Annotated in this window: 22 protein-coding genes and 4 tRNA genes; 15 read left to right on the top strand and 11 right to left on the bottom strand. The window is 70.0% G+C overall.

Features of this window, described 5'->3' with window-relative positions:
* The first annotated feature begins 5 nt into the window (after positions 1 to 5).
* Entirely contained in the window at positions 6 to 512 is a 507-nt protein-coding gene (locus EOV43_RS04545; protein ID WP_239022232.1) for a M48 metallopeptidase family protein, read from the top strand.
* Between the two features lie 33 nt (positions 513 to 545).
* On the opposite strand, the gene EOV43_RS04550 is transcribed toward EOV43_RS04545, so the two are convergent.
* Together EOV43_RS04550 and EOV43_RS04555 are read right to left on the bottom strand one after the other, a co-directional pair.
* Entirely contained in the window at positions 546 to 1,136 is a 591-nt protein-coding gene (locus EOV43_RS04550) for an NUDIX hydrolase (protein ID WP_239022233.1), read from the bottom strand.
* Complete coding sequence (locus EOV43_RS04555) at positions 1,133 to 2,461, bottom strand: zinc-dependent metalloprotease (protein WP_128219884.1); 1,329 nt, start codon at positions 2,459 to 2,461, stop codon at positions 1,133 to 1,135. Before EOV43_RS04555 ends, EOV43_RS04550 begins: the two co-directional genes overlap by 4 nt.
* 65 nt (positions 2,462 to 2,526) lie before the next feature.
* Between EOV43_RS04555 and EOV43_RS04560 the strand changes: the two genes are divergently transcribed.
* The 4 genes from EOV43_RS04560 to EOV43_RS04575 are packed head-to-tail and all read left to right on the top strand — an operon-like array spanning position 2,527 to position 7,539.
* Positions 2,527 to 2,847: a hypothetical protein gene (locus tag EOV43_RS04560; RefSeq protein WP_206611392.1), complete on the top strand. Its 321-nt coding sequence runs from the start codon at positions 2,527 to 2,529 to the stop codon at positions 2,845 to 2,847.
* A 31-nt stretch (positions 2,848 to 2,878) separates the two neighbouring features.
* The gene (locus tag EOV43_RS04565) at positions 2,879 to 3,925 is read left to right on the top strand and encodes a YlbL family protein (RefSeq protein ID WP_128219885.1); all 1,047 of its coding nucleotides are present in this window, start codon (positions 2,879 to 2,881) and stop codon (positions 3,923 to 3,925) included.
* A gap of 3 nt (positions 3,926 to 3,928) precedes the next feature.
* The gene (locus EOV43_RS04570; protein ID WP_239022234.1) at positions 3,929 to 4,540 is read left to right on the top strand and encodes a PPA1309 family protein; all 612 of its coding nucleotides are present in this window, start codon (positions 3,929 to 3,931) and stop codon (positions 4,538 to 4,540) included.
* Positions 4,537 to 7,539: a UPF0182 family membrane protein gene (locus EOV43_RS04575; protein WP_128219886.1), complete on the top strand. Its 3,003-nt coding sequence runs from the start codon at positions 4,537 to 4,539 to the stop codon at positions 7,537 to 7,539. Before EOV43_RS04570 ends, EOV43_RS04575 begins: the two co-directional genes overlap by 4 nt.
* 91 nt (positions 7,540 to 7,630) lie before the next feature.
* Here EOV43_RS04575 and EOV43_RS04580 read toward each other — a convergent pair whose 3' ends face one another.
* Positions 7,631 to 8,497 carry an SDR family oxidoreductase gene (locus EOV43_RS04580; protein ID WP_128219887.1) on the bottom strand — a complete coding sequence of 289 codons (867 nt, stop codon included), beginning with the start codon at positions 8,495 to 8,497 and terminating at the stop codon, positions 7,631 to 7,633.
* Between the two features lie 111 nt (positions 8,498 to 8,608).
* On the opposite strand from EOV43_RS04580, the gene EOV43_RS04585 reads away from it, so the two are divergent.
* The 3 genes from EOV43_RS04585 (at position 8,609) to EOV43_RS04595 (ending at position 9,718) form a co-directional block, all read left to right on the top strand.
* Positions 8,609 to 8,682, top strand: a tRNA-Met gene (locus EOV43_RS04585).
* 164 nt (positions 8,683 to 8,846) lie between these two features.
* Positions 8,847 to 8,920: transfer RNA gene (locus EOV43_RS04590), tRNA-Met, on the top strand.
* A gap of 165 nt (positions 8,921 to 9,085) precedes the next feature.
* Entirely contained in the window at positions 9,086 to 9,718 is a 633-nt protein-coding gene (locus EOV43_RS04595; RefSeq protein ID WP_128219888.1) for a trimeric intracellular cation channel family protein, read from the top strand.
* A 64-nt stretch (positions 9,719 to 9,782) separates the two neighbouring features.
* Here EOV43_RS04595 and EOV43_RS04600 read toward each other — a convergent pair whose 3' ends face one another.
* Positions 9,783 to 11,120, bottom strand: a complete 1,338-nt coding sequence (locus EOV43_RS04600; protein ID WP_128219889.1) for an FAD-dependent oxidoreductase — start codon at positions 11,118 to 11,120, stop codon at positions 9,783 to 9,785.
* A 76-nt stretch (positions 11,121 to 11,196) separates the two neighbouring features.
* Here EOV43_RS04600 and EOV43_RS04605 point away from each other — a divergent pair, with 76 nt between their 5' ends.
* On the top strand, positions 11,197 to 12,132 hold the full coding sequence (locus EOV43_RS04605; RefSeq protein WP_128219890.1) for a LysR family transcriptional regulator: 936 nt from the start codon (positions 11,197 to 11,199) through the stop codon (positions 12,130 to 12,132).
* 82 nt (positions 12,133 to 12,214) lie between these two features.
* A tRNA-Met gene (locus EOV43_RS04610) sits at positions 12,215 to 12,288 on the top strand.
* Between the two features lie 134 nt (positions 12,289 to 12,422).
* On the opposite strand, the gene EOV43_RS04615 is transcribed toward EOV43_RS04610, so the two are convergent.
* Genes EOV43_RS04615 through EOV43_RS04630 form a run of 4 tightly spaced genes read right to left on the bottom strand, consistent with a single transcriptional unit; the run spans position 12,423 to position 16,751 of the window.
* Complete coding sequence (locus EOV43_RS04615) at positions 12,423 to 13,127, bottom strand: TSUP family transporter (RefSeq protein ID WP_128219891.1); 705 nt, start codon at positions 13,125 to 13,127, stop codon at positions 12,423 to 12,425.
* Complete coding sequence (locus EOV43_RS04620; RefSeq protein WP_128219892.1) at positions 13,124 to 14,515, bottom strand: MFS transporter; 1,392 nt, start codon at positions 14,513 to 14,515, stop codon at positions 13,124 to 13,126. The genes EOV43_RS04615 and EOV43_RS04620 overlap by 4 nt, the downstream gene beginning before the upstream one ends.
* Complete coding sequence (locus EOV43_RS04625; protein ID WP_128219893.1) at positions 14,512 to 15,375, bottom strand: SDR family NAD(P)-dependent oxidoreductase; 864 nt, start codon at positions 15,373 to 15,375, stop codon at positions 14,512 to 14,514. Before EOV43_RS04625 ends, EOV43_RS04620 begins: the two co-directional genes overlap by 4 nt.
* Positions 15,372 to 16,751: a flavin-containing monooxygenase gene (locus tag EOV43_RS04630; RefSeq protein ID WP_128219894.1), complete on the bottom strand. Its 1,380-nt coding sequence runs from the start codon at positions 16,749 to 16,751 to the stop codon at positions 15,372 to 15,374. Before EOV43_RS04630 ends, EOV43_RS04625 begins: the two co-directional genes overlap by 4 nt.
* Positions 16,752 to 16,916: 165 nt before the next feature.
* Here EOV43_RS04630 and EOV43_RS04635 point away from each other — a divergent pair, with 165 nt between their 5' ends.
* From EOV43_RS04635 to EOV43_RS04650, 4 genes are all read left to right on the top strand, one after another.
* Positions 16,917 to 18,113 carry a helix-turn-helix domain-containing protein gene (locus EOV43_RS04635; RefSeq protein ID WP_128219895.1) on the top strand — a complete coding sequence of 399 codons (1,197 nt, stop codon included), beginning with the start codon at positions 16,917 to 16,919 and terminating at the stop codon, positions 18,111 to 18,113.
* An 83-nt stretch (positions 18,114 to 18,196) separates the two neighbouring features.
* A tRNA-Met gene (locus EOV43_RS04640) sits at positions 18,197 to 18,270 on the top strand.
* A 125-nt stretch (positions 18,271 to 18,395) separates the two neighbouring features.
* Positions 18,396 to 20,018, top strand: coding sequence for an FUSC family protein (locus EOV43_RS04645; RefSeq protein ID WP_128219896.1), 1,623 nt, complete (start codon positions 18,396 to 18,398; stop codon positions 20,016 to 20,018).
* A complete protein-coding gene (locus EOV43_RS04650; RefSeq protein ID WP_128219897.1) occupies positions 20,015 to 20,563 on the top strand; it encodes a MarR family winged helix-turn-helix transcriptional regulator in 549 nt (182 codons plus the stop codon). Before EOV43_RS04645 ends, EOV43_RS04650 begins: the two co-directional genes overlap by 4 nt.
* A gap of 8 nt (positions 20,564 to 20,571) precedes the next feature.
* Here the strand turns inward: EOV43_RS04650 and EOV43_RS04655 are convergent, their stop codons facing one another.
* The 3 genes from EOV43_RS04655 to EOV43_RS04665 form a co-directional block, all read right to left on the bottom strand.
* Complete coding sequence (locus EOV43_RS04655; protein ID WP_128222148.1) at positions 20,572 to 21,210, bottom strand: GTP pyrophosphokinase; 639 nt, start codon at positions 21,208 to 21,210, stop codon at positions 20,572 to 20,574.
* A 101-nt stretch (positions 21,211 to 21,311) separates the two neighbouring features.
* On the bottom strand, positions 21,312 to 22,640 hold the full coding sequence (locus tag EOV43_RS04660; protein ID WP_128219898.1) for a lipase family protein: 1,329 nt from the start codon (positions 22,638 to 22,640) through the stop codon (positions 21,312 to 21,314).
* Between the two features lie 151 nt (positions 22,641 to 22,791).
* Positions 22,792 to 23,799: an AraC family transcriptional regulator gene (locus EOV43_RS04665; RefSeq protein ID WP_128219899.1), complete on the bottom strand. Its 1,008-nt coding sequence runs from the start codon at positions 23,797 to 23,799 to the stop codon at positions 22,792 to 22,794.
* 208 nt (positions 23,800 to 24,007) lie between these two features.
* Here EOV43_RS04665 and EOV43_RS04670 point away from each other — a divergent pair, with 208 nt between their 5' ends.
* Positions 24,008 to 25,240: a YibE/F family protein gene (locus EOV43_RS04670; RefSeq protein WP_206611393.1), complete on the top strand. Its 1,233-nt coding sequence runs from the start codon at positions 24,008 to 24,010 to the stop codon at positions 25,238 to 25,240.
* Positions 25,241 to 25,252 lie beyond the last annotated feature (12 nt).

The following is a 25,252-nucleotide window of genomic DNA, read 5'->3' on the forward strand; positions in this document are numbered from 1 at the left end:
CGGCCGTGGAGGTACGACGAAGCGCGCGCCGACGCCGCACCGTCTCCGCCTACCGTGACGGCGACACCATCATCGTCCTGGTCCCCGCCACGCTCTCGCGTGGCGAGGAGGAACGCTGGGTGGAGGAGATGGTGAGCCGTCTGGAACGCTCCGAGGCCCGCACCCGTCCCACCGACGAACAGCTCCTCGCCAGGGCGCGTCAGCTCAACGACGAGATCTTCGGCGGCCTCGCCGATCCCGCCACCGTGCGATGGGTCGACAACCAGCGATCGCGGTGGGGATCCTGCACGCCGGGAGACCGCTCGATCCGGCTCTCCTCACGCCTGCAGGGCATGCCGACCTGGGTGATCGACTACGTCCTGGTTCATGAGCTCGCGCACCTGCTGGTGCCTGGTCACGACGACGAGTTCTGGGCCTGGGTCAACCGCTACGACCGCTCCGAACGGGCCCGCGGCTACCTGCTGGGCTGGTCCTCGCGGGAGGGCGCCGGCACCGACGGCTACGTCGACTGACCACAGGCCCGCCCCGATCAGGTCAGGTCAGGCTCAGGTGAGCCAGCGCGACCGCGCCGCAGCGATCATCTCGTGCATCTCGTCCTCGAGGTCGTCGGGCAGCGCGTTCAACGACCACCAGCGGACGTCGAGGGACTCCTCGCTGACCGCGTGCACCGCGTCGGTCGGAGCCAGAGCGGTGAAGCGCACGTCGAGGTGCTGGACCGAGGCGTTGTCGCCGCAGAACGAGACGGTGTGCTCGTCGACGTGCACCGGGACCGGGTCGAGGTCGAGGTCGTCGATTCCGGACTCCTCGCGGCCCTCGCGCAGGGCGGCACCGCTCAGGGTCAGATCACCGGGCTCGATGTGGCCACCGAAGTGGAACCAACGTCGGGCCTTGCGGTGCAGGTTGAGCAGGACGTGGTCGAGGTCGGCAGAGAGCACCAGGACACCCGCGGTGAGGTGGTCCGGGACGCAGCCACGCGCGGTGCCGTCGGGGTGCTCCTGAAGGTGCGCCACGAACCGGTCACGCAGCCGCGTCTGACGTCCTGCGGGCGACGCCCAGGCCTGCAGGCAGGCCAGGGCGTCGCTGTGGAGGTCAGAACTGTTCAGTTCAGTGCCGCTCGGGGCTCCGGGAGTGCTCACGCCTCGGTGGGGCGGTCGCCGGGGCCACCGTCGAGGAGGTCACGCAGACCGGCGTCGAACTCCTCGTCGCTCATCTCGGTGGTCGTGGAACCCTCACGGAAACCGAGCGGGTCGTCGAGATCGGTCGCGGTCGGCAGCAGGTCGGGGTGCATCCACACGCCGTCGCGACCCTCAATGCCCTGACGGGTGCGCAGCGCGCCCCACAGGGTCGATGCGTCACGCAGACGACGCGGGCGCAGTTCCAGGCCGACGAGATTGGCGAAGGTCTGCTCGGCCGGACCGCCGGAGGCACGACGACGACGCACGGCCTCCTGCAGCTTGGCCGCGGACGGCATCCGCGGGGTCGCGGCCTGGGCGACGACCTCGTCCACCCATCCCTCGACGAGCGCGAGGGTGACCTCGAGACGCTCGAGAGCAGCACGCTGCTTCGCCGACGGCTCGGGGTTGAGGAGACCGCCGGAGAAGGCCTCCTGCATCTTCGCCGGGTCGGACATGTCGAGGCCGCGCATCTTCTCCTCGATGCCCGCGGTGTCGATCTCGATGCCGGTGGCGTAGTCGCGCACAGCGCCGATCAGGTGCTCCGAGAGCCACGGCACGTGCGCGAAGAGACGCTGGTGGGCGGCCTCGCGCAGAGCCAGGTAGAGGAGGACGTCCTCGGACGAGACGTCCAGTCCGGCAGCGAACGCCTCGATGTTGCCGACCACCAGGGCTGCCTTGCCCGAGGCGTTGAGCGGGATGCCGACGTCGGTGGCGCCCCACACCTCGTCGGCCAGACCGCCGAGGGCGGAGCCGACCTGCTGGGCGACCATCGCGCCGGAGGCCTGCGACAGCATTCCGATGAGGGGGCCGGCCATGGCGCGCATCTCCTCGGGGAGTGCGGCGGCCAGGCCGGTGCTGGCCGAGGCGGCCATCGGCTCGACGAGCTTGCGCCACACGTCGGCGGTCTCGACGATCCACTCCGCACGGCTCCACGCGGTCGCAGTCACGACCGCGGAGGGGAAGGAGGTGGTCTCGTCGAGCCAGTGGTCGGCCAGACGCACGGCGTCGGCGACGGCGTTCTGCTGGGTGTTGGTGGGCGTCGGGTCGGGCTTCTGGGCGGCGGTGTGACGCGCGATGTCGAGGGTGTTGTCCCAGTTGATCGGACCGTCGTGGGGCTGCATGAACTTCTGGACCTGTGCCATCAGGGAGTTGAGGTCCATCCCGGGCGGCAGGCCGGGGAATCCACCCGCAGCGCCACCCGCGGCGCCGGAGAAGAACTGCTCGAAGGGCGTTCCCTTGAACGGGTTCTGGTCGTCGGGACCGGAGTTGCCAGGCATCTCGTTCATGACCCGAGCCTACTGCCCGGCCGGTCGTACCCCACTTGTCGCGCCGTCGCACTAGGCTTGGCGAGGTGGACATCCTGTGGTGGCTCGCCCCTGCCGGGGTGACGACGTTGTTGGCGATCGTGTGGGTGACGTGGGTCGGTCGCGACGGGCACGGCGTCCAGGACCGCGACGAGTCCGTGGCTCGGCTCGCCCGCGCGCTGGAGCACGAGCACCCGGTCCGTCAGGGTGCACCGAAGCCCTCGCCGGCCGAGCAGCGTCCCCGCGACCGCAGCACCGGCATCGCGGTGCGGCCCCTTCGCCAGCCCCCGCGCCAGACCCTGCGTCAGGTCCCGCCGCCGGACGCGCCCGTCACGCCGGGCAGCGACGCCCCGGGACCGCAGGCATGACCGGTTGCCTCCGTCTGAGAGGCTGTGACGCATGAGTCAGCGGACCCTGGCGGGCGTGCTCGCCGTTCCCCTCGTGCTGGCCCTGTGGCTGGCCGCGCTTCTCGTCCCCCTCCCGTACGTCACCTACTCACCGGGGTTGACGGTCGACGTGCTGGCAGCCGACGACGGTGAGCCGCGGATCGAGGTCGAGGGCGCGAAGACCCACACCGACGACGGAACGCTGCTGCTGACCACCGTCTACGTCACCCGGCCCGAGCGTCGGGTCAACTTCTTCGGCGTGATGGAGGCGTGGTTCGACCGCGACCGTGCGGTCTACCCCTACGAGGCCGTCTACGCCCCTGACGAGACGCGCGAGTCGGCCGAGGCCGAGGCCGCCTACGAGATGGCGTCGTCGCAGGACACCGCCGCCGCCGTGGCGTTGCGTTCCCTGGGTTACGACGTCCCCGAGGTCGTCACCGTCGCCGACGTCGCCCAGGACATGCCTGCCGCAGGACGTCTGCAGCAGGGCGACGTGATCGTCTCCGTCGACGGCACGCAGGTCGACGACCCGACCACGGTCGGCGAGCTCGTGGACGCGGCCACCCCCGGTGAGCCGGTCACCTTCGTCGTCGAGCGTGATGACGTCGAGAAGAAGGTCGCGGTGGTCCCCGCCACCGTGGACGGCAAGAACCGCGTCGGCGTGACCATGGGCCAGGACTTCGACCTGCCCGTCGACGTGACCCTGAACGTCAACCCCGCCATCGGCGGGCCCAGTGCCGGGCTGGTCTTCGCGCTCGGCATCACCGACACCCTGACCGACGGCTCCCTCACCGGGGGAGGCACGGTCGCCGGTACCGGCACCATCGCCGGCGACGGCGCGGTCGGTCCGATCGGCGGCATCGCCCAGAAGATCGCTGCCTCGCGTGAGCAGGGCGCCGGCATCTTCCTGGTCCCTGCCGCCAACTGCGCCGAAGCCCTCGGGGCTCCGGCCGGAGACATGCGACTCGTGAGGGTCGAGAGCTTCGACGACGCACTTGCGTCCGTCCGGTCGTGGGGCGAGAACCACGACGCAACCCTTCCCACCTGTGAGAGGAACTGAGCCGTGAGCTCCGACGCCACCGTCCCCCATCCCGAGAACGACACCGAACTGCTCGAGCAGACGATCAAGGACCCCGCCCTGGCGTCCGCCGTCCTCGAGATCGAGTCCCACGTCGCCCAGGAGGGCTGGGAGCAGCCGGCCCGTCTCTACGCGCTGGTCGACACCCTGCGCTTCATCGAGGCCGAGCCGCGCATGGCCGCCGCGATGGGTCTGGACACCAACGCCGTGCCCGGCTCGCTGACCGCGGTCGAGCAGGAGCAGTACGGCCCCGAGCGTCAGATCGAGGAGGTCCTGGCCGGCATCGTGTGGCCCGAGACCGTCGACGGGTGTGCCGTCGTCCTCGAGCGCCTCGCGCTCCCGCCGGAGGCCGACGCCGAGATGCCCGAGGACCCCGAGGAGCGTGCGGCCTACGCCCGCAACCACCCGCAGGCCCAGATCGTCCGCATGGCAGCCGGCGCGACCCGCGCCGGCAACACCTACTGCGCGCTCCGACTCAAGGCCCACGACGACGACTTCGCGGTCGTCGACGGCACCGAGATGGTGCCCGAGCTCGTCGAGCTCGTCCTCTCCACCCTCCACGAGGGTGCTCCGGACGGCGCAGGTGACCAGCCGTGAGTGACCCCTTCGGCAACGCCCAGCGCGGCCCCCGCGGCCCGGTGGGCCCCTCGCCCGAGACGCAGCGCCGTTCGCGCCGTCTGGTGATCACGGCCGCCGTCCTGGTGGTCCTCTTCGTCGCGTTCAGCGCCTTCGCGGGCTTCTGGACCGAGCGCCTGTGGTTCTCCTCGGTGGAGTTCTCCGACGTGTTCACCACCCTGGTGGTGACCCGGATCCTGCTGGGCCTCGCCTTCGGCGTGCTCGCGGCGCTGGTGATCGGCGTCAGCGCGTGGACTGCCCACCGGTTCCGTCCGTTCTTCCGCTCGCTTCACCCTGACCAGGACCCCACCGAGCGCTACCGGCAGACGCTTGCGCCGATCAAGGGCTGGGCCCTGGCCGGTGTCGCGGTCATCGCAGGCGTGCTCGCCGCGATGAGCGCCTCGGGCCAGTGGCGTGAGTTCCAGATGTGGCGCCACGCGGAGAAGTTCGGCACCACCGACCCGTTCTTCGACCGTGACGCCGGGTTCTACGTCTTCCAGCTGCCGTGGTTCCACTTCCTGGTGGACTTCACGATGTCGCTGACCGTCGTCGCCCTCGTGGTGACGATCCTGGTCCACTACGTCTACGGCGGCATCAGCCTCGCCGCCCGTGGCGCGGACAAGCTGTCCCCGGCCGCGCAGGTCCAGATCTCGATCCTGCTGGGCTTCTTCGTCCTGGCCAAGGCGCTCGACTTCTACCTCGACCGCTTCGACCTCCTCAGCGAGTCCGGAGCGCTCATCACGGGCATGAACTACACCGACGAGAACGCGGTGCTCCCGGCCAAGAACATCCTGGCCGGCATCGCGCTGATCTGTGCGGTCCTGTTCTTCCTCAACGTGTGGCGTCGCACCTGGGTGCTGCCCACCGTCGGTGTCGCGCTGCTGGGTCTCTCCACCGTGCTGCTCGGCATGCTGTGGCCCGGCATCGTCCAGCGTTTCCAGGTCGAGCCCAACAAGGCCGACAAGGAGTCGGAGTACATCTCGCGCAACATCGAGGCGACCCGCGCGGCCTACGACCTCGAGGACATCGAGGTCAGCCGTTACCAGTCGGCCCCCGACCTGGGCACGGCACTGACCGACCTCGAGAAGGGCACCTCCTCGGTGCCGCTGGTGGACCCCAAGCTGGTGCGCAAGACCTTCGAGCAGCAGCAGCAGGTCCGTGCCTACTACTCGGTGGCCGACGTCCTCGACGTCGACCGCTACGAGCTGGACGGCGAGGAGCGTGCGCTCGTCCTCGGCGTCCGTGAGATCAACCAGGCCGGTCTGGCCGCCAGCGACCAGAACTGGACCAACCAGGCCACGGTTTACACCCACGGCACGGGCATGATCGCCGCCTACGCCAACCAGCGCCCGGGGGACAACAAGTCCCAGGCGTCGGTGATCCAGTGGGCCGAGGGTCAGGAGGCCAACCAGAACGCGCTCACCGAGCTCAACGGTGGTGAGGTCGAGTCCCGGATCTACTTCGGTGAGAACAGCCCCGCCTACTCGGTGGTCGGCAAGGGGGCGGGCGACAAGTCCGTCGAGCTCGACCTGCCCTCGGGCGACGAGGACCAGAAGGCCAACCCGACCGTCACCTACGACGGCAAGGGCGGCGTCCCGGTCGGCAACATCCTGACCAAGAGCCTCTACGCGCTGAAGTTCGGCGAGCCCAACTTCATCCTCTCCAAGCGTGTCAACGAGAACTCCAAGGTCCTCTACGACCGTGACCCCCGCACGATGGTGGAGAAGGTCGCCCCGTGGCTGACCGTCGACTCCGACCCGTACCCGGTGGTCACCGAGGGGCGCATCCAGTGGGTCCTGGACGGCTACACCGTCACCGACAAGTACCCGCTGAGCCAGAAGGCCTCCTTCGAGGAGATGACGAAGGACTCCCTGCAGACCAACACCGGTTTCCAGACCCTTCCCACCGACGAGATCAACTACGTCCGCAACTCGGTCAAGGCGACGGTCGACGCCTACGACGGCACCGTCACCCTCTACGCCTGGGACGACTCCGACCCGGTGCTGAAGGTGTGGCGCGAGGTCTTCCCCGACACCGTCAAGGACAAGTCTGAGATCCCCGAGTCGCTGATGAGCCACCTGCGCTACCCCGAGGACCTGTTCAAGGCGCAGCGCTACCAGTTCGCCAAGTACCACGTCACCGACCCGAAGGACTGGTACGCCGGTTCCAACCGCTGGGAGGTCCCCGAGGACCCGAACTCCCAGGGCAACCTGCAGCCGCCGTACCGACTCTTCACCAACCCCCAGGGTGACGAGGACCCGAACGCCGAGCAGGTCTGGAGCCTGACCTCGGTCTTCGTGCCGCGCGAGAAGAACAACCTCTCCGCGTTCGTGTCGGTCAACTCCGACGCGACGAGCCCGGACTACGGCAAGATCCAGGTGCTCGAGCTCGCCGACGAGCGGACCAACGGTCCGGCACTGGTGGCCAACGAGATCGCCTCGGACGAGGACGTCCGTGACGAGCTGTTCTCGTTCGACCAGGGTGGCATCACCCCGCAGTACGGCAACCTGCTGACGCTGCCGGTCGGGGACGGTCTGATGTACGTGCAGCCGCTCTACGCGGCCCGCAACGCCTCGGAGTCGTCGTACCCGATCCTCAGCTTCGTGCTGGTCTCCTACGGCGGCAAGGTCGGCATCGCTCCCACCCTGCGTGGCGCGATCGCTGACGTGCTCGGCGTCGAGGACGCGGCGTCCCCGACGCCCACCGACCCCGGTACGCCGGGCGAGGAGAAGCCGGTCGGGTCGGTCGACGACCAGATCCGCGCCAAGCTCGCCGAGGCGGAGAAGGCGTTCACCGCGGCCGACAAGGCTCAGCGTTCGGGCGACACCGTCACCTGGGCGACCGAGATCGAGAAGGCCAAGAAGTCGATCAACGACGCCGTGACCCTCTCGGACAAGGCCAAGGCTGCCGCCGCGGCCGCGACCAAGAAGGCCGAGACGAAGAAGGCCGAGACGAAGAAGGCCGAGGAGAAGAAGGACTGACCTTCTCCTGCAGTACACGACACAGGCCCGGCCCCCGCGAGGGGACCGGGCCTGTGTCGTCGTCGGGCCTGCGTCGTTGCTGGCTGGGAGGTCAGAAGACCGGCTTGCCGCCCGTCACGCCCAGGACGGTGCCCGAGACGTAGCTCGCAGCCACCGGGTCGGCCAGGAACACGAACGCCCCGGCCAGCTCGGCCGGCTGGGCTGCCCGCCCGAACGGCACGTTGCGACCGAACTGCTCGATCTTCGACGCCGGCTGCGAGGCCGGCTGCAGGGGAGTCCACACCGGGCCGGGGACGACGGCGTTGACCCGGATCCCGCGGGGGCCCAGGTCGGCCGCGAGGTTGACGGTGAAGTTGTTGACCGCAGCCTTGGTCGCGGCGTAGTCGAGCAACGTCGTCGACGGCGTGAACGCCTGGATGGAGGAGTTGTTGACGACGCTGTCGCCGGCCTCCAAGTGGGGGAGCGCGGCGCGGGTCATCCACATCAGCGCCGACAGGTTGGTGGTGACGGTGCGCTCGATCCGGGCGTCGTCCATCGCCTCCAGCCCGAAGACCCGGGCCTCCTGGTAGCCGGCGTTGTTGACCAGGACGTCCAGGCCGCCGAACGTCTCGACGGTGCGCGCCACGACGTCGTCGCAGACGGCGGAGGAGGTGAAGTCGGCCTCGATCGCCACGCAGCGCACGCCTGCCTCACGGACCCAGCGCGCGGTCTCGGCGGCGTCCTCGGCCTCCACCGGCAGGTGGGTGAACGCGACGTCAGCGCCCTCACGGGCGTAGGCGATCGCGACCGCGCGTCCGATTCCGGAGTCCCCGCCGGTGATCAGCGCACGCTTGCCGGCCAGGCGTCCGTGCCCGACGTAGGAGCTCTCGCCGTGGTCGGGGGTGGGGGTCATGGCGGTGGTGAGGCCGGGCAGTTCCTGCTGCTGGGCCGGGAACGCGGTGTCGTCCACGTGCGTCATGGTGTGTCACTTCCTGGCAAGGGGGTGGGGGCACTGTCAGTCAATCAGGGCGGGTGGGGCGCCGATCGAATAGGTGTTGCGCGAGGAGGCGTGTACGGTTGGTTTCACCGACGCGGGGTGGAGCAGCTCGGTAGCTCGCTGGGCTCATAACCCAGAGGTCGCAGGTTCAAATCCTGTCCCCGCTACGAAGCACAGAAGGCCCGGATCCTCACGGATCCGGGCCTTCTGTCATTTCATGTCAGGGTGATCGACCCGGATCGACGGGCATCGCCTCGACTGCCCGGACGTGTGGCCGAGGAGGGCCCGAATAGGTGTTTGACCGGGCCCCGTGTACGGTTGGTTTCACCGACGCGGGGTGGAGCAGCTCGGTAGCTCGCTGGGCTCATAACCCAGAGGTCGCAGGTTCAAATCCTGTCCCCGCTACAAATGCAGAAGGCCCTGATCCTCACGGATCAGGGCCTTCTGTCATTCACGCCGGTGAGGCTGCGTGGTGCTGGTGAGGCGTTGGGGTGTGTGCGGGCCCACGTTTGGGGGTGACGTCGGGGCACGCGGGGCGTCATAGCCGCACGGGGGAACGATGATGGCGGGGTGACTCTCGACCCTGTTCTTCTCACGCTCGACCTGATCGGCACCTTCGCGTTCGCCCTCAACGGGGCTCTGGTGGCGATCCGGCTGGCCAACGTCGACATCATCGGCGTCCTCACGCTGGGCACCGTCACCGCCGTGGGCGGCGGCATCGTGCGTGACCTGATGATCGGCGACACCCCACCGGCGACGTTCAGCGACTGGCGCTATCTCGCGGTGGCTGCGTTGGGCTCGATGGTCGCGTTCGTGCTGGGCAGCCGGCTCGACCGGCTCACGATGCCGATCACCGTCCTCGACGCCGCCGGCCTGAGCCTCTTCGCGGTGACCGGCGCGCACAAGGCGGTCGAGTTCGGACTCGGCCCGGTGCAGGCGATCATCCTGGGCGCGGTGACGGGCGTCGGCGGCGGAACGATCCGCGACATGATGCTGCGCCAGGTCCCCACCGTCCTGCGTCAGGAGCTGTACGCGATCCCGGCGCTCGCGGCGGCGGCGCTGGTGGTGCTGGTGCCGTCGTTCGGCTGGGGCCTCTTCGTCCCGGTCACCGCGGCGCTGATCTGCTTCACGTGGCGGATGGTGGCGGTCGTTCTCGACCTGCACGCGCCGAAGCCTCTGCGTGCGCCGCACCACGAGGACTGAACGTGCGTGAACGACGAAGGGCCCCGTCCGTCAGGACGGGGCCCTTCGTGCTGCTGCCGGGGAATCAGGCGCGAGCGGCGCCGATCATGTCCTCGCGGGTGGGGAGCTTGACGCGCAGACGGTCCTGGGCCTCACCCAGGGCGATCTCGGCGGCGTCGATCTTCTCCCAGTCGGTCAGGGTGATGAAGTCGACGCCGCGCTCGCGCAGGAACGCGTCGACGTCCTCGGTGGAGCGAGCCGTGGCGGTCTCGGTGGTGGTCTCCAGGACGTGGCCGACGGTCTCGGCGGCGTCGGACTTGGTGTGACCGATGAGGCCGACCGGTCCACGCTTGACCCAGCCGGTGACGAAGGTGTTCGGGACGAACTCGCCGTCGATGCCGATCACGCGACCGCCGTCGTTGGGAATGACGAAGTTCTTCTCGTCGAACGGCAGGCCCGGGAGCGGGGAGGAGGCGTAGCCGACGGCGCGGTAGACCGACTGGACGGGCCAGTCGGTGAATTCGCCGGTGCCACGCACGGAGCCGTCGCCGACGAGCTCGGTGCGCTCGGTGCGGATGCCGACGACCTCGCCGTTCTCGCCGAGGATCTCGCTGGGGGCCTCCATGAAGTGGAGGTGGATGCGGTGGTCCTTGCCCTCGATGTCGCGGCCGACCCAGTTGGCCAGGATGTCCAGGACCAGCTTGTGGGTCTTGTGCTTGGCGATGTGCTCCATCGAGTGGTCGTCGACCTCGAAACCCTCGGGGTGCACGATGACCTCGACGTTGGGCGAGTGGTTGAGCTCGCGCAGCTCCATCGGGGAGAACTTGGCGTACGCCGGGCCGCGGCGGGCGAAGACGTGGACGTCGGTGATCTTCTTGGCCTTGAGGCCGGCGTGGACCTGGGCCGGGATGTCGGTCACGAGCATCTCGTCGCCGGTCTTGGCGAGCACGCGGGCGACGTCGAGGGCGACGTTGCCGACGCCGATGACGGCCGTGTGGGTGCCGTCGCCGAAGTCCCACGTCTGGGGGACGTCGGGGTGGGAGTCGTACCAGGAGACGAAGTCGGCGGCACCGTAGGAGCGCTTGAGGTCCTCGCCGGGGATGCGCATGTCGCGGTCGGCCATGGCGCCGGTGGAGAAGATGACGGCGTCGTAGAACTCAGCCAGGTCCTCGAGCTTGACGTCGGTGCCGAAGTCGACGTTGCCGACGAAGCGGACCTCGGGCTTGGCCATGACGCGCTGGAGAGCCTTGATGATCTCCTTGATCCGCGGGTGGTCCGGGGCGACGCCGTAGCGGACGAGGCCGAACGGTGCGGGGAGGCGCTCGAAGAGGTCGACGGAGACGTCGACGTCGGACTTGGTCAGGATGTCGGCGGCGTAGATTCCGGCAGGACCGGCACCGACCACAGCAACGCGGAGAGTCATGCCTCCCATTGTTCGCCCCTGCACCAACCTCACACAAAGCCATTGTGACTGGGTTGTCACAAGGTAGCCTTGTGCCATGCTTGGCAGCCATGTCCCGGACCTGCGTTCTCTCGAACTGCTGCTTGCCGTCATGAGACATGGATCACTGGGAATGGCGGCTGCAGAGCTCGGCATCACCCAGCAGGCGGCCTCGTCGCGGATGCGCACGATGGAGGGGCTCGTGGGTGAGACCTTGCTGGCGCGCTCGCGCCACGGCTCGCGCCTCACCGAGACCGGACGACGTCTCGCCGACCTCGCGCTCCCGGTGGTCGAGGCTGCCCGGGTGCTCGACGCCGGCATCCGTGGCCTGAATCGCGAACGCAACGCCCACCTCGACGTCGCCGCCAGCCTCACCATCGCCGAGCACATGTTGCCCGGCTGGATGGTCGCCCTACGCTCACGCCACCTCGCGCTGGGGCGCTCGGCCCCTGAACTGACGATGACGGCCGCGAACTCCGCACGCGTCGTCGACCTGGTGCGCTCCGGTGCGGTCGACCTCGGTTTCATCGAGGGGCCGGAGGCGCCTGCCGACCTGGGCAGTCGCAAGGTGGGAGTCGACGAGCTCGTCGTCGTGGTGGGGCCCCATCATCCGTGGGCGCGGCTGCGTTCCCGCTCGGTGACCGCTGCCCAGCTCGCGATGACGCCGCTGGTGGTGCGCGAGGCCGGGTCGGGCACCCGCACCGTCCTGGAGCGTGCACTCGACGGGCTGGAGACGGTCCCGCCGGCGATCGAACTCTCCACCACTGCCTCGGTCCGCTCGGCGGTCGCTGCCGGAGCCGGCCCCGCGGCACTCGGCGCGCAGGCGGTGAGTGACGACATCGCCCAGGGCCGCCTGCTGCAGATCGAGGTTTCCGACGTCGACCTCACCCGGGTCCTGCACGCAGTGTGGGCCGGTGGTGAGCAGCCACCCGAGGGCCCCGCGCGCGACCTCGTCGCGTTGGCTGCGGCGTGGCGTTCGACCGTCGTCGGCTGACGCCGCCGCGGACGCCGAGGAGACGGGCTGGCCGCGCCGATGGGGAATCTGGCCGAGCAACGTGTAGGTTCTGAATCACCGACGCGGGGTGGAGCAGCTCGGTAGCTCGCTGGGCTCATAACCCAGAGGTCGCAGGTTCAAATCCTGTCCCCGCTACACAGATGCAGAAGGCCCTGGTCCTCACGGATCAGGGCCTTCTTGCTGTCCGCTCTGAGTTGGCCGCTGCGAGTTGGCCGCTGTGAGTTGTCCACTGCGACGCGTCAGACGTTCACCAGCCGGTCACCAGCCGCTCACCAGGCGGCGCCGATCAGTCCGAGGCCACCCGCCATCGACAGCGCGAGGACGCCGCCCCGGATCACGGGATCGGCGACCCGGGTGGCGACGACCATGCCCACCGCGGTGCCTGTGCACAGCGTCGCGACCTGTGCCGGTGAGGGCAGGTGCGCGCCGAGCAGCACCGCCGTCGCGGAGTTCTGCACGAGGAAGTACCAGTGCAGGTTGGCCCGAGCCACGCGCGGCGACCATCCGGCGTTGGCGGCGTAGATGCCGATCGCGGCACCACCCACACCGCCGACGACGCTCAGTCCGGCACTCGCGACGCCCGCCGCGGCGGCCGCCGTGGGGGTGCCGAGACGCGGGGAGCGGAGACCGCAGGCCAGCAGGGTCACCGCCGCCACGATCCCGACGCCACTGGCCAGCGCCATCCACCGGACGTCGAGGTCGCTGACCGCCCAGGCCACCAGCGGAGTGCACAGCAGCGTCGGGACGAGCATCCCTGCGACGGTCCGGGGCTGGGCGTGGCGCCCGTCGCGGACCAGCGGGAGCACCGAACTGAGGGCCCCGAGGACGAGGGTTGCGGCCACGCCTTCACGCGGGCCCAGCAGCACCACCAGCATCGGGGCCGCCACCAGCGAGAAGCCCATGCCGGTGGCCGCCTGGGCGACCGCGCCGAGCAGGATGCCCAGCAGTGCGAGACCCAGGAGCAGCCCCGTCACTTCAACGGTGCGGAGGCGTCGAGGCGGCACAGGCGCTGGAACAGCACCGCCACCGTCATCAGCACCGCCGGCACGAGGGTGAAGCCGATCAGCACGGCGTCGACCGCGCCGTCGGTCTGGGGGACGCTGTCGCCGTTCACCGCGGCGGCGAATCCACCGACGGCGAGGACGGCCGAGTAGACGTAGGGGCCGATCGCGGTGCCGACGGCTTCGGTCGCCGTCCACACGCCGGTGTAGGACCCGGCGCGCGAGGAGCCGCTGCGCTCGGCGGCGGCCACGGCGTCGGGAACCATCGAGAACGCGAAGAGCTGCAGGCCCGCGAACGCGACGCCGAGCAGCACCACCACGGCGACGGTGACGGCGACGCCCAGACGCTCACCGACCACCAGCACGGCGGTCCCGACGATGAACATCGTCTGGCTCAGCACCAGTCCACGCTGCTTGCCGATGCGGCGCGAGACCCGCATCCAGACCGGCGAGGCGAAGAGGGCCGGAGCCAGGAAGCCGCCCATCAGCACAGCGGTCAGGCCGCTGCGACCGAGCACGAACTCGGCGTAGAACGGCACGGCCGCCAGCACCAGGTGGGTGGTGGTTCCGGTGAACAGGTAGGAGAGCACCAACAGGCGGAAGTCGCGGTCGGCCCACGCCACCTTCACGTCGCTCCACGTGGAGCGGTGTCCGGCGTCGTCGGGGGTGCGGAAGCCGCAGGTCTCGGTGAGATGACGCACGCCGCGGATCGCGACCAGTGCGCTGAGCACCATCACCACGCCCAAGCACACCGCCATCATGGAGTAGCTCGAGCGGGCGCCGTCCTTGACCATCGCCGGGGCTACGACACCGGCTGCGAGCAGACCGACGGTCAGGAACACCATCCGCACCATGAAGACGCGGGTGCGCTCGTGGTAGCCGACTTCCATGTCCGACGGCGTCGTCAGGTACGGCACCTGGAAGGAGGCGAAGAGCAGGTTGCCCACCACGTACCAGCCGGCCACCCACAGTGCCGCCGAGCCGCCGGTGAGTCCGGCCGGGACGGCGAACATCGCACCCATGGCGACAGCCAGCAGCACGCCCCAGCGCAGCATCGAGCGCCGGTGGCCGTGACGTCGGGCCAGCCGGTCCGACCAGGTGCCGAAGGTCGGGTGCACGACGGCGTCGAGGATCTTGGGCAGCAGCAGTGCCAGACCGGCCCAGAACGGCGAGACCCCGAGCGAGTTGGTCATGAAGTAGAGCAGCAGCATGCCGGGCACCGTCACCCAGACACCCATGCCCAGGGAGCCGGTCGCGTAGGCGGCCAGATCCGCGGGGCGGGCGCGGTTGCCCTCGGTGCCGGAGCTGCTCGCGGCCGCGGCGTCCTCGGGGGAGGCAGCGGCGACGTCGGTGCTGCTCATCGCTCGGCCCCGGCCACGAGGTCGCGACGGGCGACGGCGCCCTGGGCCAGTTCGGCGTCGTCGAAGGCACCCGACGCGACCCGGGAGACGAACGTCGTGCGCACGATCCGGTCGGTCAACAGCGGGAAGTGCCGGGCCAGGAAGAACTCGACCCGGCCGCGCGGAGAGGTGGGCAGGTCGCGGCGCTGACGCTTCGACAGGGCAGCCGCCAGGACGGTGTCGACGACGCCCTCCACCGACTCGTACGAACTCATTCCCTCCAGGGAGAGGCCGGCCGCGGCGGTGGAGTCGTGGATCGGGGACCGCACCGAGGACGGGTAGACGCAGCTGACGCCGACCAGTCCGCCCAACTCCATCCGCAGGGCGTCGGCGTAGGCCACCATCGCGCGCTTGGACGCTCCGTAGGCGGCTGCCAGCGGCAACTGCATGACGGCCATCCGGGAGGCCACCATGACGACGCGGCCCCGGGAGGCGACCAGGGCCGGTGACGCGGCGGCGCTGACCCGCCACGTCCCCAGCAGGTTGATCTCCAGCTGACGTCGGACCTCGGCGCTCGGCGCGAGCTCTGCTGGGGCAGGGCCGCCGATGCCGGCGTTGTTGACCAGCAGGTCGAGCCCGCCGAGGATCTCGATCGCCCGGGCGACCGCGGAGCTGGTGCTCTCGTCGTCGGTCACGTCGCAGGCCAGCACGGTGACGGGGTCGTCCTCGCGGGGAGCGACGTCGAGCCCGACGACGTGGGCACCCATGCTGGTGAGGGTGGTGCTGAGTGCACGTCCGAAGGTGCCCGAGGCGCCGGTGATGACGACGCGCAGGCCGGTCGCGGAGCGGCGTCCGCCGCCGAGGAGGGTGTCGAGGTTCATGCGGAGGTCTCCTGCGTGGCGGTGGTGGTCGAGGCGTCGGTCGTGGTGACGGGGACGAACGGGGCGGAACCCTCGGCGAGACGGCGTCGTCCGGCGTCGAGCTCACGGGTGGTGTCGGCCAGGTAGCGGTCGAAGTCGATCCGCATCGCGGGGCGCTTCTCGCCCCACCGTTCGCGGGCGGCGACGAGGTCGGCGGCAGCCCGGGCCTGCTGAGCGGCGGGGGAGGGAAGGGCGTATCGGCCAGCGAGGTGGGCGGCGACGAGGTTCGCCTGCGCCTCCACGACGGGCAGCGCTGCACCGGTGGACTGCATGAGTCCGACGAAGGCCAGCGAGGGGTCCTGCAGGTGGAAGACGCGGTGGTGCAGTGGCATCGTCTGCGGGTCGTCGCCGAGCCAGGTGCTGTCCAGGAACGGGATGGTCACCCGGTAGCCGGTGGCCCAGACGATGACGTCGGCCTGTTCGCGGCGCCCGTCGGTGAAGACCACCGCGTCGCCGTCGAGACGCTCGATGCCCGGACGCGAGACCACGGCGCCGTGGGTGAGGCGGTGCAGGATCGTGTCGGAGATCGTGGGGTGGTTCTGGAAGAAGCCACCGGCGGGAGCGGGGAGGCCGTACTGCTCCGGGCGTCCCACGGCCAGACGCAGCGTGGTCTCCGCGATCCGCTGCCGGACCTTCCACGGCAGCGCGGCCATGGCGGCGCCGGTGGCGTCGGCGGGCTTGCCGAAGAGGTACTTGGGCAGGATGTGCACGCCGTGGCGGGCCGAGAGCATCACCGGGTGCTCGGTGACGTAGGAGGCGTCGACGGCGATGTCCATCGCGGAGTTCCCCATGCCGACCACGACGACGCGACGGTCGCGGTAGGTCTCGGCGCTGCGGTGGTCGTGGGCATGCATCTGGAGGCCGTCGAACGCGCCCGGGTAGGCCGGCGAGGGCCACTTGGGGTCCCAGTTGTGGCCGTTGGCGACGACGACGGAGTCGAACTCCTCGGTGGTGGCGTCGTCACTGGTCACGGCCCAGCGGCCGGTGGCGAGGCGGGTGACCTGCTCGACGCTGGTGGAGAAACGGATCCGTTCGGTGACGCCGAAGGCGTCGGCGTAGTCGGCCAGGTAGCCCGCGACGAGGTCGGCCGAGGGGTAGTCGGGCCACGCCGCCGGCATCGGGTAGGCGGCGAACTCGGTGCGTCCCTTGCTGGTGTTGAGGTGGAGGGAGTCGTAGGCCGGGGACAGGCCACTGGAGTTGCCGCGGACCCAGAGTCCTCCGGCGCGATCGCCCTTCTCGTAGGTGACGACGTCGGCGCCGATGCCGACCAAGGCCTTGGTGGCGGCCAGTCCGGCAGCTCCGGCGCCGATGACGGCGACGCGCACGGGGTGGTTCATCTCAGGCTCCTCGGAGGACGACCGGCGGGGGTGGCCGCAGTCAGTGTGGTCTGAGGCACAACGCTAGGGCCCCGAAAGGCCGGCGAGGGTGGAATCCGGCACCCGAAAAGAGTGTGTACTTGTGTTCAGTCACAACCGGACGGTGCTCTGCGGCACGCTGGGACCATGAGCGCAGCAGTCACGCACGGGGCCGGCCTGACCTCGGGACGTCCCGAAGGGGCAGGAGAGCCAGCTGGGTGGGCGGCCTTCGTCGAGCTCATGGAGCACGTCCTGGCCGACGAGACCTTGCTGCCGCAGGTGGTGGCGGGGGTCCGTTCGATGGTCACCGAGGTCGCCTTCCTGCCGGTCTCGGACATGGCCGGCCACACCCGTGCGCTGCTGACTGCGGGCACACGTGCCTTGGCTGGACGCCGCGGACCCACCGAGGCCGAGCTCGCGTTCGTGGAGGAGCTCGGAGTGGCCCGGGCTGCCCAGGGCATTCCGGTCGACGTGCTGCTCAGTGCGGTGCACGTCTCCGAACGCGTGGTGTGGAGCCGGGCCCGGGAGACGGCGGCCGCCGCTGGCCTGCCGCCGGAAGTGCTGCTCGATGCCCGGGAACTCTATGACGACTGGGCCGGCGTGGTCCGCTCGCGGCTGATCCGGGCCCACCGGGAGGCCGACGCGGCTGCTGCCGGTCCGGGGCGTGACCGCCGTGCCGTGCTGCTGCGACGCCTGCTGGAGGGCGGGTCGGTGGCGGCGCTGGCCGCGGCCGAACTCGGTCTGCCCTCCTCCGGTGTGTGGGTCGCGGTGACGCGGGGTGATGGCGACGGCGGGCTCAGGCGGTTGGCCCGGGTCGCGGGGGAGACCCGCGGTGTCACCACGCTCGGGGTGCGCGGGCGAGTGGGTGGCGCCCTCGTCGCGGTGCTGGGGGCGGCCCCGGCGAGTCCGGGCCCGGAGGCGGACGTCGTCGCGGTGGCAGGTCCGGTGGCCGCGGACGAACTCGGTGCGGCGCATCGTCAGGCCTTGGCTGCGCTGACCGCGGCCGAAGCGGTGCGTCGTGCAGGTGTGGTGCACGTCGCCGAGGTCGCCGCCGTGGCGGCGTTGCTCTCGCGCCCCGACCTGGAGCAGGTGCTGGTGGCCGGTCAGGAAGGGGCTGGGCGCGCGCTGGGGCCCTCCCGTGCAGCAGTCGCGCGCACCGTGCGCCGGTGGGCGGAGTGTGATCGGGACGCGGTGGCGGTGGCGGGGGAGCTGTTCGTGCACCCCAACACCGTGCGCAACCGTGTGCAGCGGTTCGCGGAGGTGACCGACATCGATCCGTGGTCGGCGCTGGGCGGCATGCAGGCGTGGTGGCTGGCGCGCGCCTGGGACGACCTCGAGGAGTAGGTCGCCCAGGGAGGCCCGCTCAGTGCGACGGGCGGGGCGGATGTGACTTCCTGGGATCGTCGGTGTACCGTTGGTTTCACCGACGCGGGGTGGAGCAGCTCGGTAGCTCGCTGGGCTCATAACCCAGAGGTCGCAGGTTCAAATCCTGTCCCCGCTACAAAGGCCAGAGGCCCGGATCCTTCGAGGATCCGGGCCTCTGGTGCATTTCGTGCAGGAGACCAGGGCCTGTGCCGCCGGGGACAGCGATCCTTTTACAGGTAAAAGATCTGGTTCAATGGACTGATGTCGTCCCCATCAGCGCAGGCGGAGCGGATCCGCCCCGACCTCTCCGTCGCCCCCACCTGGAAGGTGCGCAGCCTCCCGCACCACCCCTGGCACAAGCCGGCCCTCAGTACCGTGATCGCCGGCATGCTGCCCGCGCTCCTGCTCTGGTCCCTCGGTCAGGTCGAGCTCGCGCTCTACACGCTGTCGGGAGGCCTCGTCGCGGTCTACGGCCACGGCGTCCCCTACCGACGCCGCGCGGTCCTGATGGGGCAGTTCGTCGCACTCTGGTGCGTGGGCCTGGCCGTGAGCCTCTGCGTGGGTGCGGCCACCGACAACGTCTGGCTCCAGATCGTCGTCGCCGCGGTGCTCAGCGCCGTCGTCAAGGTTGCATTCGAAGCCTCCACGGTCGGAGCGCCCGGCCCGCTGCTCCCGATCTTCGTCTTCTCCGGGCTGGTGTTCTCCTCCCAGAACTGGAACGACGTCTGGGGTCACGCCGGGCTCGGCATCGCCGGCGCCGTCCTGGCCTGGTCGGTGGTGATGGCGCCCGCCCTCGTGCGTCGTCACGGACCTGAGCGCCGCACCGTCTCCGTTGCCCTGCTCGCAGCTGCCGCCCACGCCGAGGGGCCCACGGCCGCCACCTCCGCAACGCTGGTCGGCGCTCTGCGTGACGCCTGGGGCGCTCTCGCCCACGCGCACCCCTCCAGCACCCGTGACGCACTCGTCGCGGAGCTGATGCTGGCCGAGCGCGTGACCACCGAACCCCGCGCCGTGCTGGCCGTCGACCTGCGAGCTGCTGTAGGACGCGCCCGCGGCTGGGCCGGAGCGCCTGCTGCCGCGCACCGCACCCACGGCGTCTCGTTGGCTCCCCGCTGCATGGCCACAGGGTTGGTCTCCTCCGCGGTCCTGGGCGCCTTCCGTCCCGGCTCGCCCGCCACTCCGTACCTGGTCCGCACCCTGTTCGCCACCCTGCTCGCCGGTCTGCTCTCGCACGCACTCGGTGTGGGTCGCCCCTACTGGGCGATCGTGACCGCCGCGTCCATGGTGCAGGTCAACCTGACTCTGACCTGGCAGCGTTTCCCGGCCCGCACGCTCGGCACCGTGGTGGGTGTGTTCGTGTTCATGGCGCTGGCGCCACTGACCGACATCCACCCGATGTGGTCGGTGGTGCTGATCCTGGGCCTCAACGCCGTCGTCGAGTTCGTGGTGCCCCGCACCTACGTGTTCGGCATGGCGCTGGTGACCCCGATGGCGCTGCTGATGTCGGAGTTCGGTCAGGACGCCCCGGTCTCCGACCTGGTCGGAGACCGCCTCCTCGACACCGTGGTCGGCGTCGCGGTGGCGTTGTTGGTCTGCCTCGCCGTCCCCAACCCGCACCTGCACCGCCGTGTCGTCCAGACGACCGCGGCGCTCGACGAGGCCGCCGTCTGGGCGGAGTCGGTGGGGGAGTGCGAGGAGTCCACGCCTGAGCAACTGCAGCTCGCGCGGCGCCGGGTCTACGAGGCCCACGCGACGCTCCGTGGTGCCGTCGCCTCTGCGTCGGGTGAGTGGTGGCAGCAGCGTCACGACGAGGAGGCTGTGGCCGCAGCTGAGCAGAATGCCTACCGGGCGCTGCTGGAGGTGGGTCATGATGGGCGGCGATGAATGCCACTCCGCACCTCCCGTCCGCGCCCTCGGCTGATCCTGCTCCCGGAACGGGACCCGACGCCGTGGCTCGACTCATCCAGCAGTGGCGGCACGTGGCACCCGAACTCGACATCTCAGCGGTCGAGGTGATCGCCAGGATCCACCGACTCAGCACCATCTTCGTCGGGATCGACTCGCACCTCGAACCCACCGGGCTCAACCGGGGCGAGTTCGACCTGCTGGGCACGCTGCGTCGGCTCCAACGCGACGTCACCCCCGGCGACCTCGCCCGGGAAACGGCCGTTTCGGGGGCGGCGGTCACGAAACGGCTCAAGGTGTTGCACGCCCGGGGGCTCGTGGACCGGATCGTCGACGAGCGCGACCGTCGGGTGATCTGGGCCCGGATCACCGACGCCGGTCTGGCCCTGCACACCGAGCACTTCTCCCGGCAGTTGGAGATCGACCGGGAGCTCCTCTCAGGGCTCGACGACGACGACCACGTGGCCCTGGTGCGTCTGCTCTCGGAGCTGACGACGCGTCTGGAGGAGAACGTCGCGTACTGAGGCGTGACTCAGATGGTGCCGTGGACCACCCGGTGCAACGCCATCATGCGTTGGTCCAGATCGTGGGAGACCTGCGCGGCATGAGCAAGCTCCTCGCGGAGTTCGTCGGGGATCGCCTTGTCGAACTTGTAGTAGATCTTGTGCTCGACGCTGGCCCAGAAGTCCATCGCGACGGTGCGGATCTGCACCTCGACGCGGGGGTGCTCGACGCCGGTGGAGAGGAAGACCGGGATCTGCACGATCAGGTGGATGCTGCGGTAGCCGTTCTCCTTGGGGTGGGCGACGTAGTCCTTGACCGCGAGCACCGTCAGGTCGGGCTGACGGGTCAGCATCTCCAGGACGCGGTACGCGTCGGAGATGAAGCTGCACACCACGCGGATTCCGGCGACGTCGTTGAGGCTCGCGACGGCGTCGGCGGGGTGGGTGATCCCCAGACGGGCGGCCTTGGACTGGATCGAGGCGGGCGTCTTGAGCCGGGAGCTGACGTGCTCGATCGGGTTGCCCTCGCCGCGGTGGGTGAGTTCCTCGCGCAGGATGGTGATCTTGGTGAGCACCTCCGCCAGCCCGAACCGGTAGGGGAGCACCAGGTCCGCGAGCGTGTCGCTGCGTGACCAGTCCTCGTCCGGTGTCACACGGGTCTCCTGCATCTCGCTCACTCCACCAGTGTGCCCGGTCCGCCATGGCGGCCGCCGAGGTGGTCACGGCACGACGGAGGGCGGACCCGTACGGGCCCGCCCTCCGTGTGGGGTCACTGCATTCGGCTGACGGCGGAGCAGTTGGAGGTCACCGACTTGCCCTCGAGGCGCTCGACGAGCCACTTCTGTGAGCTGCTCATCTCGGTGATCATCGGGGTCATGTGGGTCAGCAGCAGGCCGCCGCTGGAGAAGAGCTGCGTGACCGGCTTGTACGTGACGTTGGCGCCACGTCCACACCAGTCGACGGCGAGCTGCTTGGCCTGGCCGTGAGCGACGGCGTCGTCCTTGGTGCCGGTGAGAACCATGACCGGGACCTGGGGCTTGAGCTTGCCGATCCGGTTGTGGTCGACCGCGGCGACGAGTTCGGGGGACTTGCCGACGTCGACGGAGGCAGCCTTGCCCGACTGGGTCCAGGTCGACGTCTTGGTGAACCCTGCGGCCAGGACGGTGTCGACGATGCACTGGTCCTTGGCCTTCTCCAGGTAGGCAGCACCCTTGGCGTTGACCAGCTTGCCGATGTAGGGGTGCAGGTCGGTGCGGTAGGTGGCCATGGCGTTGATCGCCCACGGGATCGCGCCGGTGAGCAGGGTGCCGTCGATCGACTCCATCACCTTGAAGAGGTCGGCCGGCGGGCCGCCCGCGTAGGCGCCCTTGAGGTTGAGTTCGGGGGCGTAGGTGGGGGCCAACTCGGCGGCCGCGGCAGCGGCGCCACCACCTTGGGAGTAGCCGTAGAGGCCGATCGGGGACGCGGCCGAGATCGAGGTGTTGGGCAGCGACAGGGCGGCGCGGGCGGCGTCGAGGACGGCGTGGGCCTGGTCGCGGCGGTTCATGTAGGTGTGGACCCGGTTGGTGGTGCCCAGGCCGACGTAGTCGGTGACGACCACGGCGATGCCCTTGCTGAGCAGGCCGTAGATCGAGGGAACCTCGTAGCCGACCATGAACTTGTTGTCCTCGACGTTGAGGAACGACTCCAAGGTCTTGGACGGAGCACAGGCATCGGCGACTCCCTGGGTGCCCACGGAGTAGGAGACCAGCGGGCGGGCGCCCTTGCCGGTCCACTTCTTGCTCGGCTCGATGTAGGTGCCCGAGACGCCGACCGGCTGGCCGCCGTCGTCGGTGGACTTGTACATGATCCGGGTGGCGGTGCCGGGCAGCTTGGTGTCCTTGCCGAGCTGCGGGAACGTGATCCCCAGCTTCATGGCCTCGGTCTTGACCACGGTGCCGTCCTGGGCGGGCAGCGTCGAGGGCACGTCGTAGAAGGACGTCCCTGCGCCGGCGCTCGTGGTGTCTGCTGCGTTGACACTGGGGCCGGCGACCAGGACGCTCCCAAGTCCCAGTGCTGCGCTCAGTGCCGCGATGCCTGCGCGGGTGGTGCGATTCATGTTCTCTCCCTGACGGACGAGCGTCCCGGGGCCGACAGGTCAGGACCGTGTCGATGCGTTTCCCGGGAGCGCTGGTGTTCGTTTCTCCCGGGTCAACCGTCGCGTAACGAGGATCACCATCGTTGTCGTACTGCGACACAATTTTGTCGGATCACGACGAGGCGACGCCTTTGCGCACAGCCAGCGGCGACATGCCCCACCATGCTCGAGCCTTGCGGGAGAACGTCGCCGCCTCGGCGTAGCCCACCTCGCGGGCCACCTGACCCATCGGCAGGGTGGTGGAGGTGAGCAAGTGCCGGGCCGTCTGGCGACGGAGGTCGTCGAGGACCTGACCGAACGTCGTGCCCGAGTTCTCCAGGCTGCGCTGCAGGGTGCGGGGATGGACCGCCAGCTGGGTGGCGACCCGCGCCAGCGTCGGCGTCCCCTGGCTGAGCAACGAGGCCAACGACGAACGCAGCAGGTCCACGACCTCGGTCTCGGGGTGGCGGGTCTGGCGCGCCAGCATCGCCTCGGCCAGACGGCGCATCTCGTCGTCGCGTCCGGGCAGCGGAGCGGTCGAGAGGTTGGAGGCCACCCGCATCAACGCGGTGGGACGGTTGACCCGCACCGGCACCCCGAAGTGGCGTTCGTAGGACTCCAACGCCGGGGGACGGTGGGGCAGGTCGACGGTCCGCAGACCGTACGGCCCACCGCTGAGTTCCAGGCCCGCGCGATGGATGAAGGAGAGCACCAGGCCGGTGGCCTGCACCGCGGTGGGACGTCCGGGGCCCACGTCGTAGCGCAGCGCCACCACGCCGGGAGTGCCCTGCGGGTCGTCGACGGACTGGATCCGCATCCCCTGGGCATGGGCGAAGAGGTAGGAGGTCACCGACTCGACGGCATCGGCCAGCGTCGCGGCGTGCCGCACCGCGACCCCCAGCGGGCCGAGCAGGCTGATGTCCTGGCGACTCCCCAAGCGGACCCCGAAGTCGGGGCAGTCCAGTTCGGTCGCGGCCACCTCCAGCGCCAGCGCGACCGCGGAGTCGTGGACCAGCATCTCGCCGGTGTCGAGGGCGTCGACCGGGAGGCCGCAGCGCACGGCGATCTCCTCCGCGTCCCCGCCGAGTTCGGCGACGAAGCCGCGGAAGCCGCGGATGCCCGCCGACCTCACCAGTGCCATGGGCTCAGGATGGAGGCGTGCTGCACGGCTGACAATGGACACCTCATGTGGTGAGACAGCCGTCTCGGATTCCGTGCGCTCAGCCGCGGCGCGCAGGCGAGGACGCAGGCGAGGACGCAGGCGAGGACGCAGGGCCAGCCTCGAAGAGGTTCGTACCACTGGGGGCGACTACCGTTCCACCGACCGATCCCGGAGAACAGGAGGCACCGTGGGAGGCAACCACGCCCACACCCCGACCGTGGAGACCCGCCGCATGCGCCAGGCGGCACTGGCCGTCATGGTGCCTTTGGGCTTGCTCACCCTCGTCGCGCTGGTCTGGCTCTGGCCCGGCTCCATCGAGCGTGAGGAACGTGATCAGCCCGCACACATCCCCGCGAACGTCCTCAGCGTCGACGCGGAGGGCTGTCCTGAGGACCTCTCCACCGCGCAGGAGCCCTGCGGCACCGCGGTACTGGAGATGCACCCCGGCGACGACGCGGCAGCCTCGGCCGGTGTCGCGGACGGTGACCGGATCGAGGTCCCGTTGCCGCACGGCCCCGGAGCGGTCAGCGTCTCCGCGGGGGACGACGTCGTGGCGACCGGAACCGACAGTGTCGGCGTCGATGCGGTGTGGGGCGTCGTTGACCACCAGCGTGGCGGCGGCCTCTGGCTGCTCGCCATCGGATTCACCCTCGCGGTCCTCGCCTTCGGACGCCTGCGCGGACTGCGCTCCCTGCTCGGGCTCGGCGTCACCTTCGCTCTGATCACCCTCTTCTTCGTCCCCGCCGTGCTCGCCGGGACCGCTCCGGTGCTGGCCGCCCTCATCACCTGTGCGGCCGTCGTGCTGGTGGTCCTGCCGCTCACCCACGGCACCGGACTGGTCGCGACCGTCGCGGTGCTCGGGACCTTGGCCAGCCTCGCCGTCACCTGGCTGCTGTCGTGGGCAGCGGTCTCCGCGCTGCATCTCAGCGGCGTCACCGACGACCTCTCGATGGCGATCACCCTCAACCACGGCATCGACGCCCAGGGGCTGCTGCTGGCCGGCATCATGATCGGCTCCCTGGGAGTCCTCGACGACGTGACGGTCACCCAGTCCGCCACGGTCGCCGAGATCGCCCGGGCCAACCCCGAGCACCGCACCCGCGACCTCTACGCCGCCGGAGCCCGGGTGGGCCGTGCCCACATCGCGTCGGTGATCAACACGATCGTGCTGGCCTACGCCGGATCCTCGCTGCCGCTGCTGGTGCTGATCATGGCCAACAACGACTCCTTCACCGCGATCGTCACCGACCAGTTGATCGCCCAGGAAGTGGTCCGCAGCGTCGTGGCGACCGTCGGTCTCGTCGCTGCGGTCCCGATGACGACGCTGCTCGCGGCCTGGGTGGGACGCGGCTTCGCCGCCGAGCAGGACGACTACTCCGACGATCGTGCGCTGCACATCGAAGAGGCCTACCGGGACTGACGCCTCGGCAGG

The sequence above is a fragment of the Nocardioides yefusunii genome (genome assembly GCF_004014875.1).
GTDB classification, from domain to species: domain Bacteria; phylum Actinomycetota; class Actinomycetes; order Propionibacteriales; family Nocardioidaceae; genus Nocardioides; species Nocardioides yefusunii.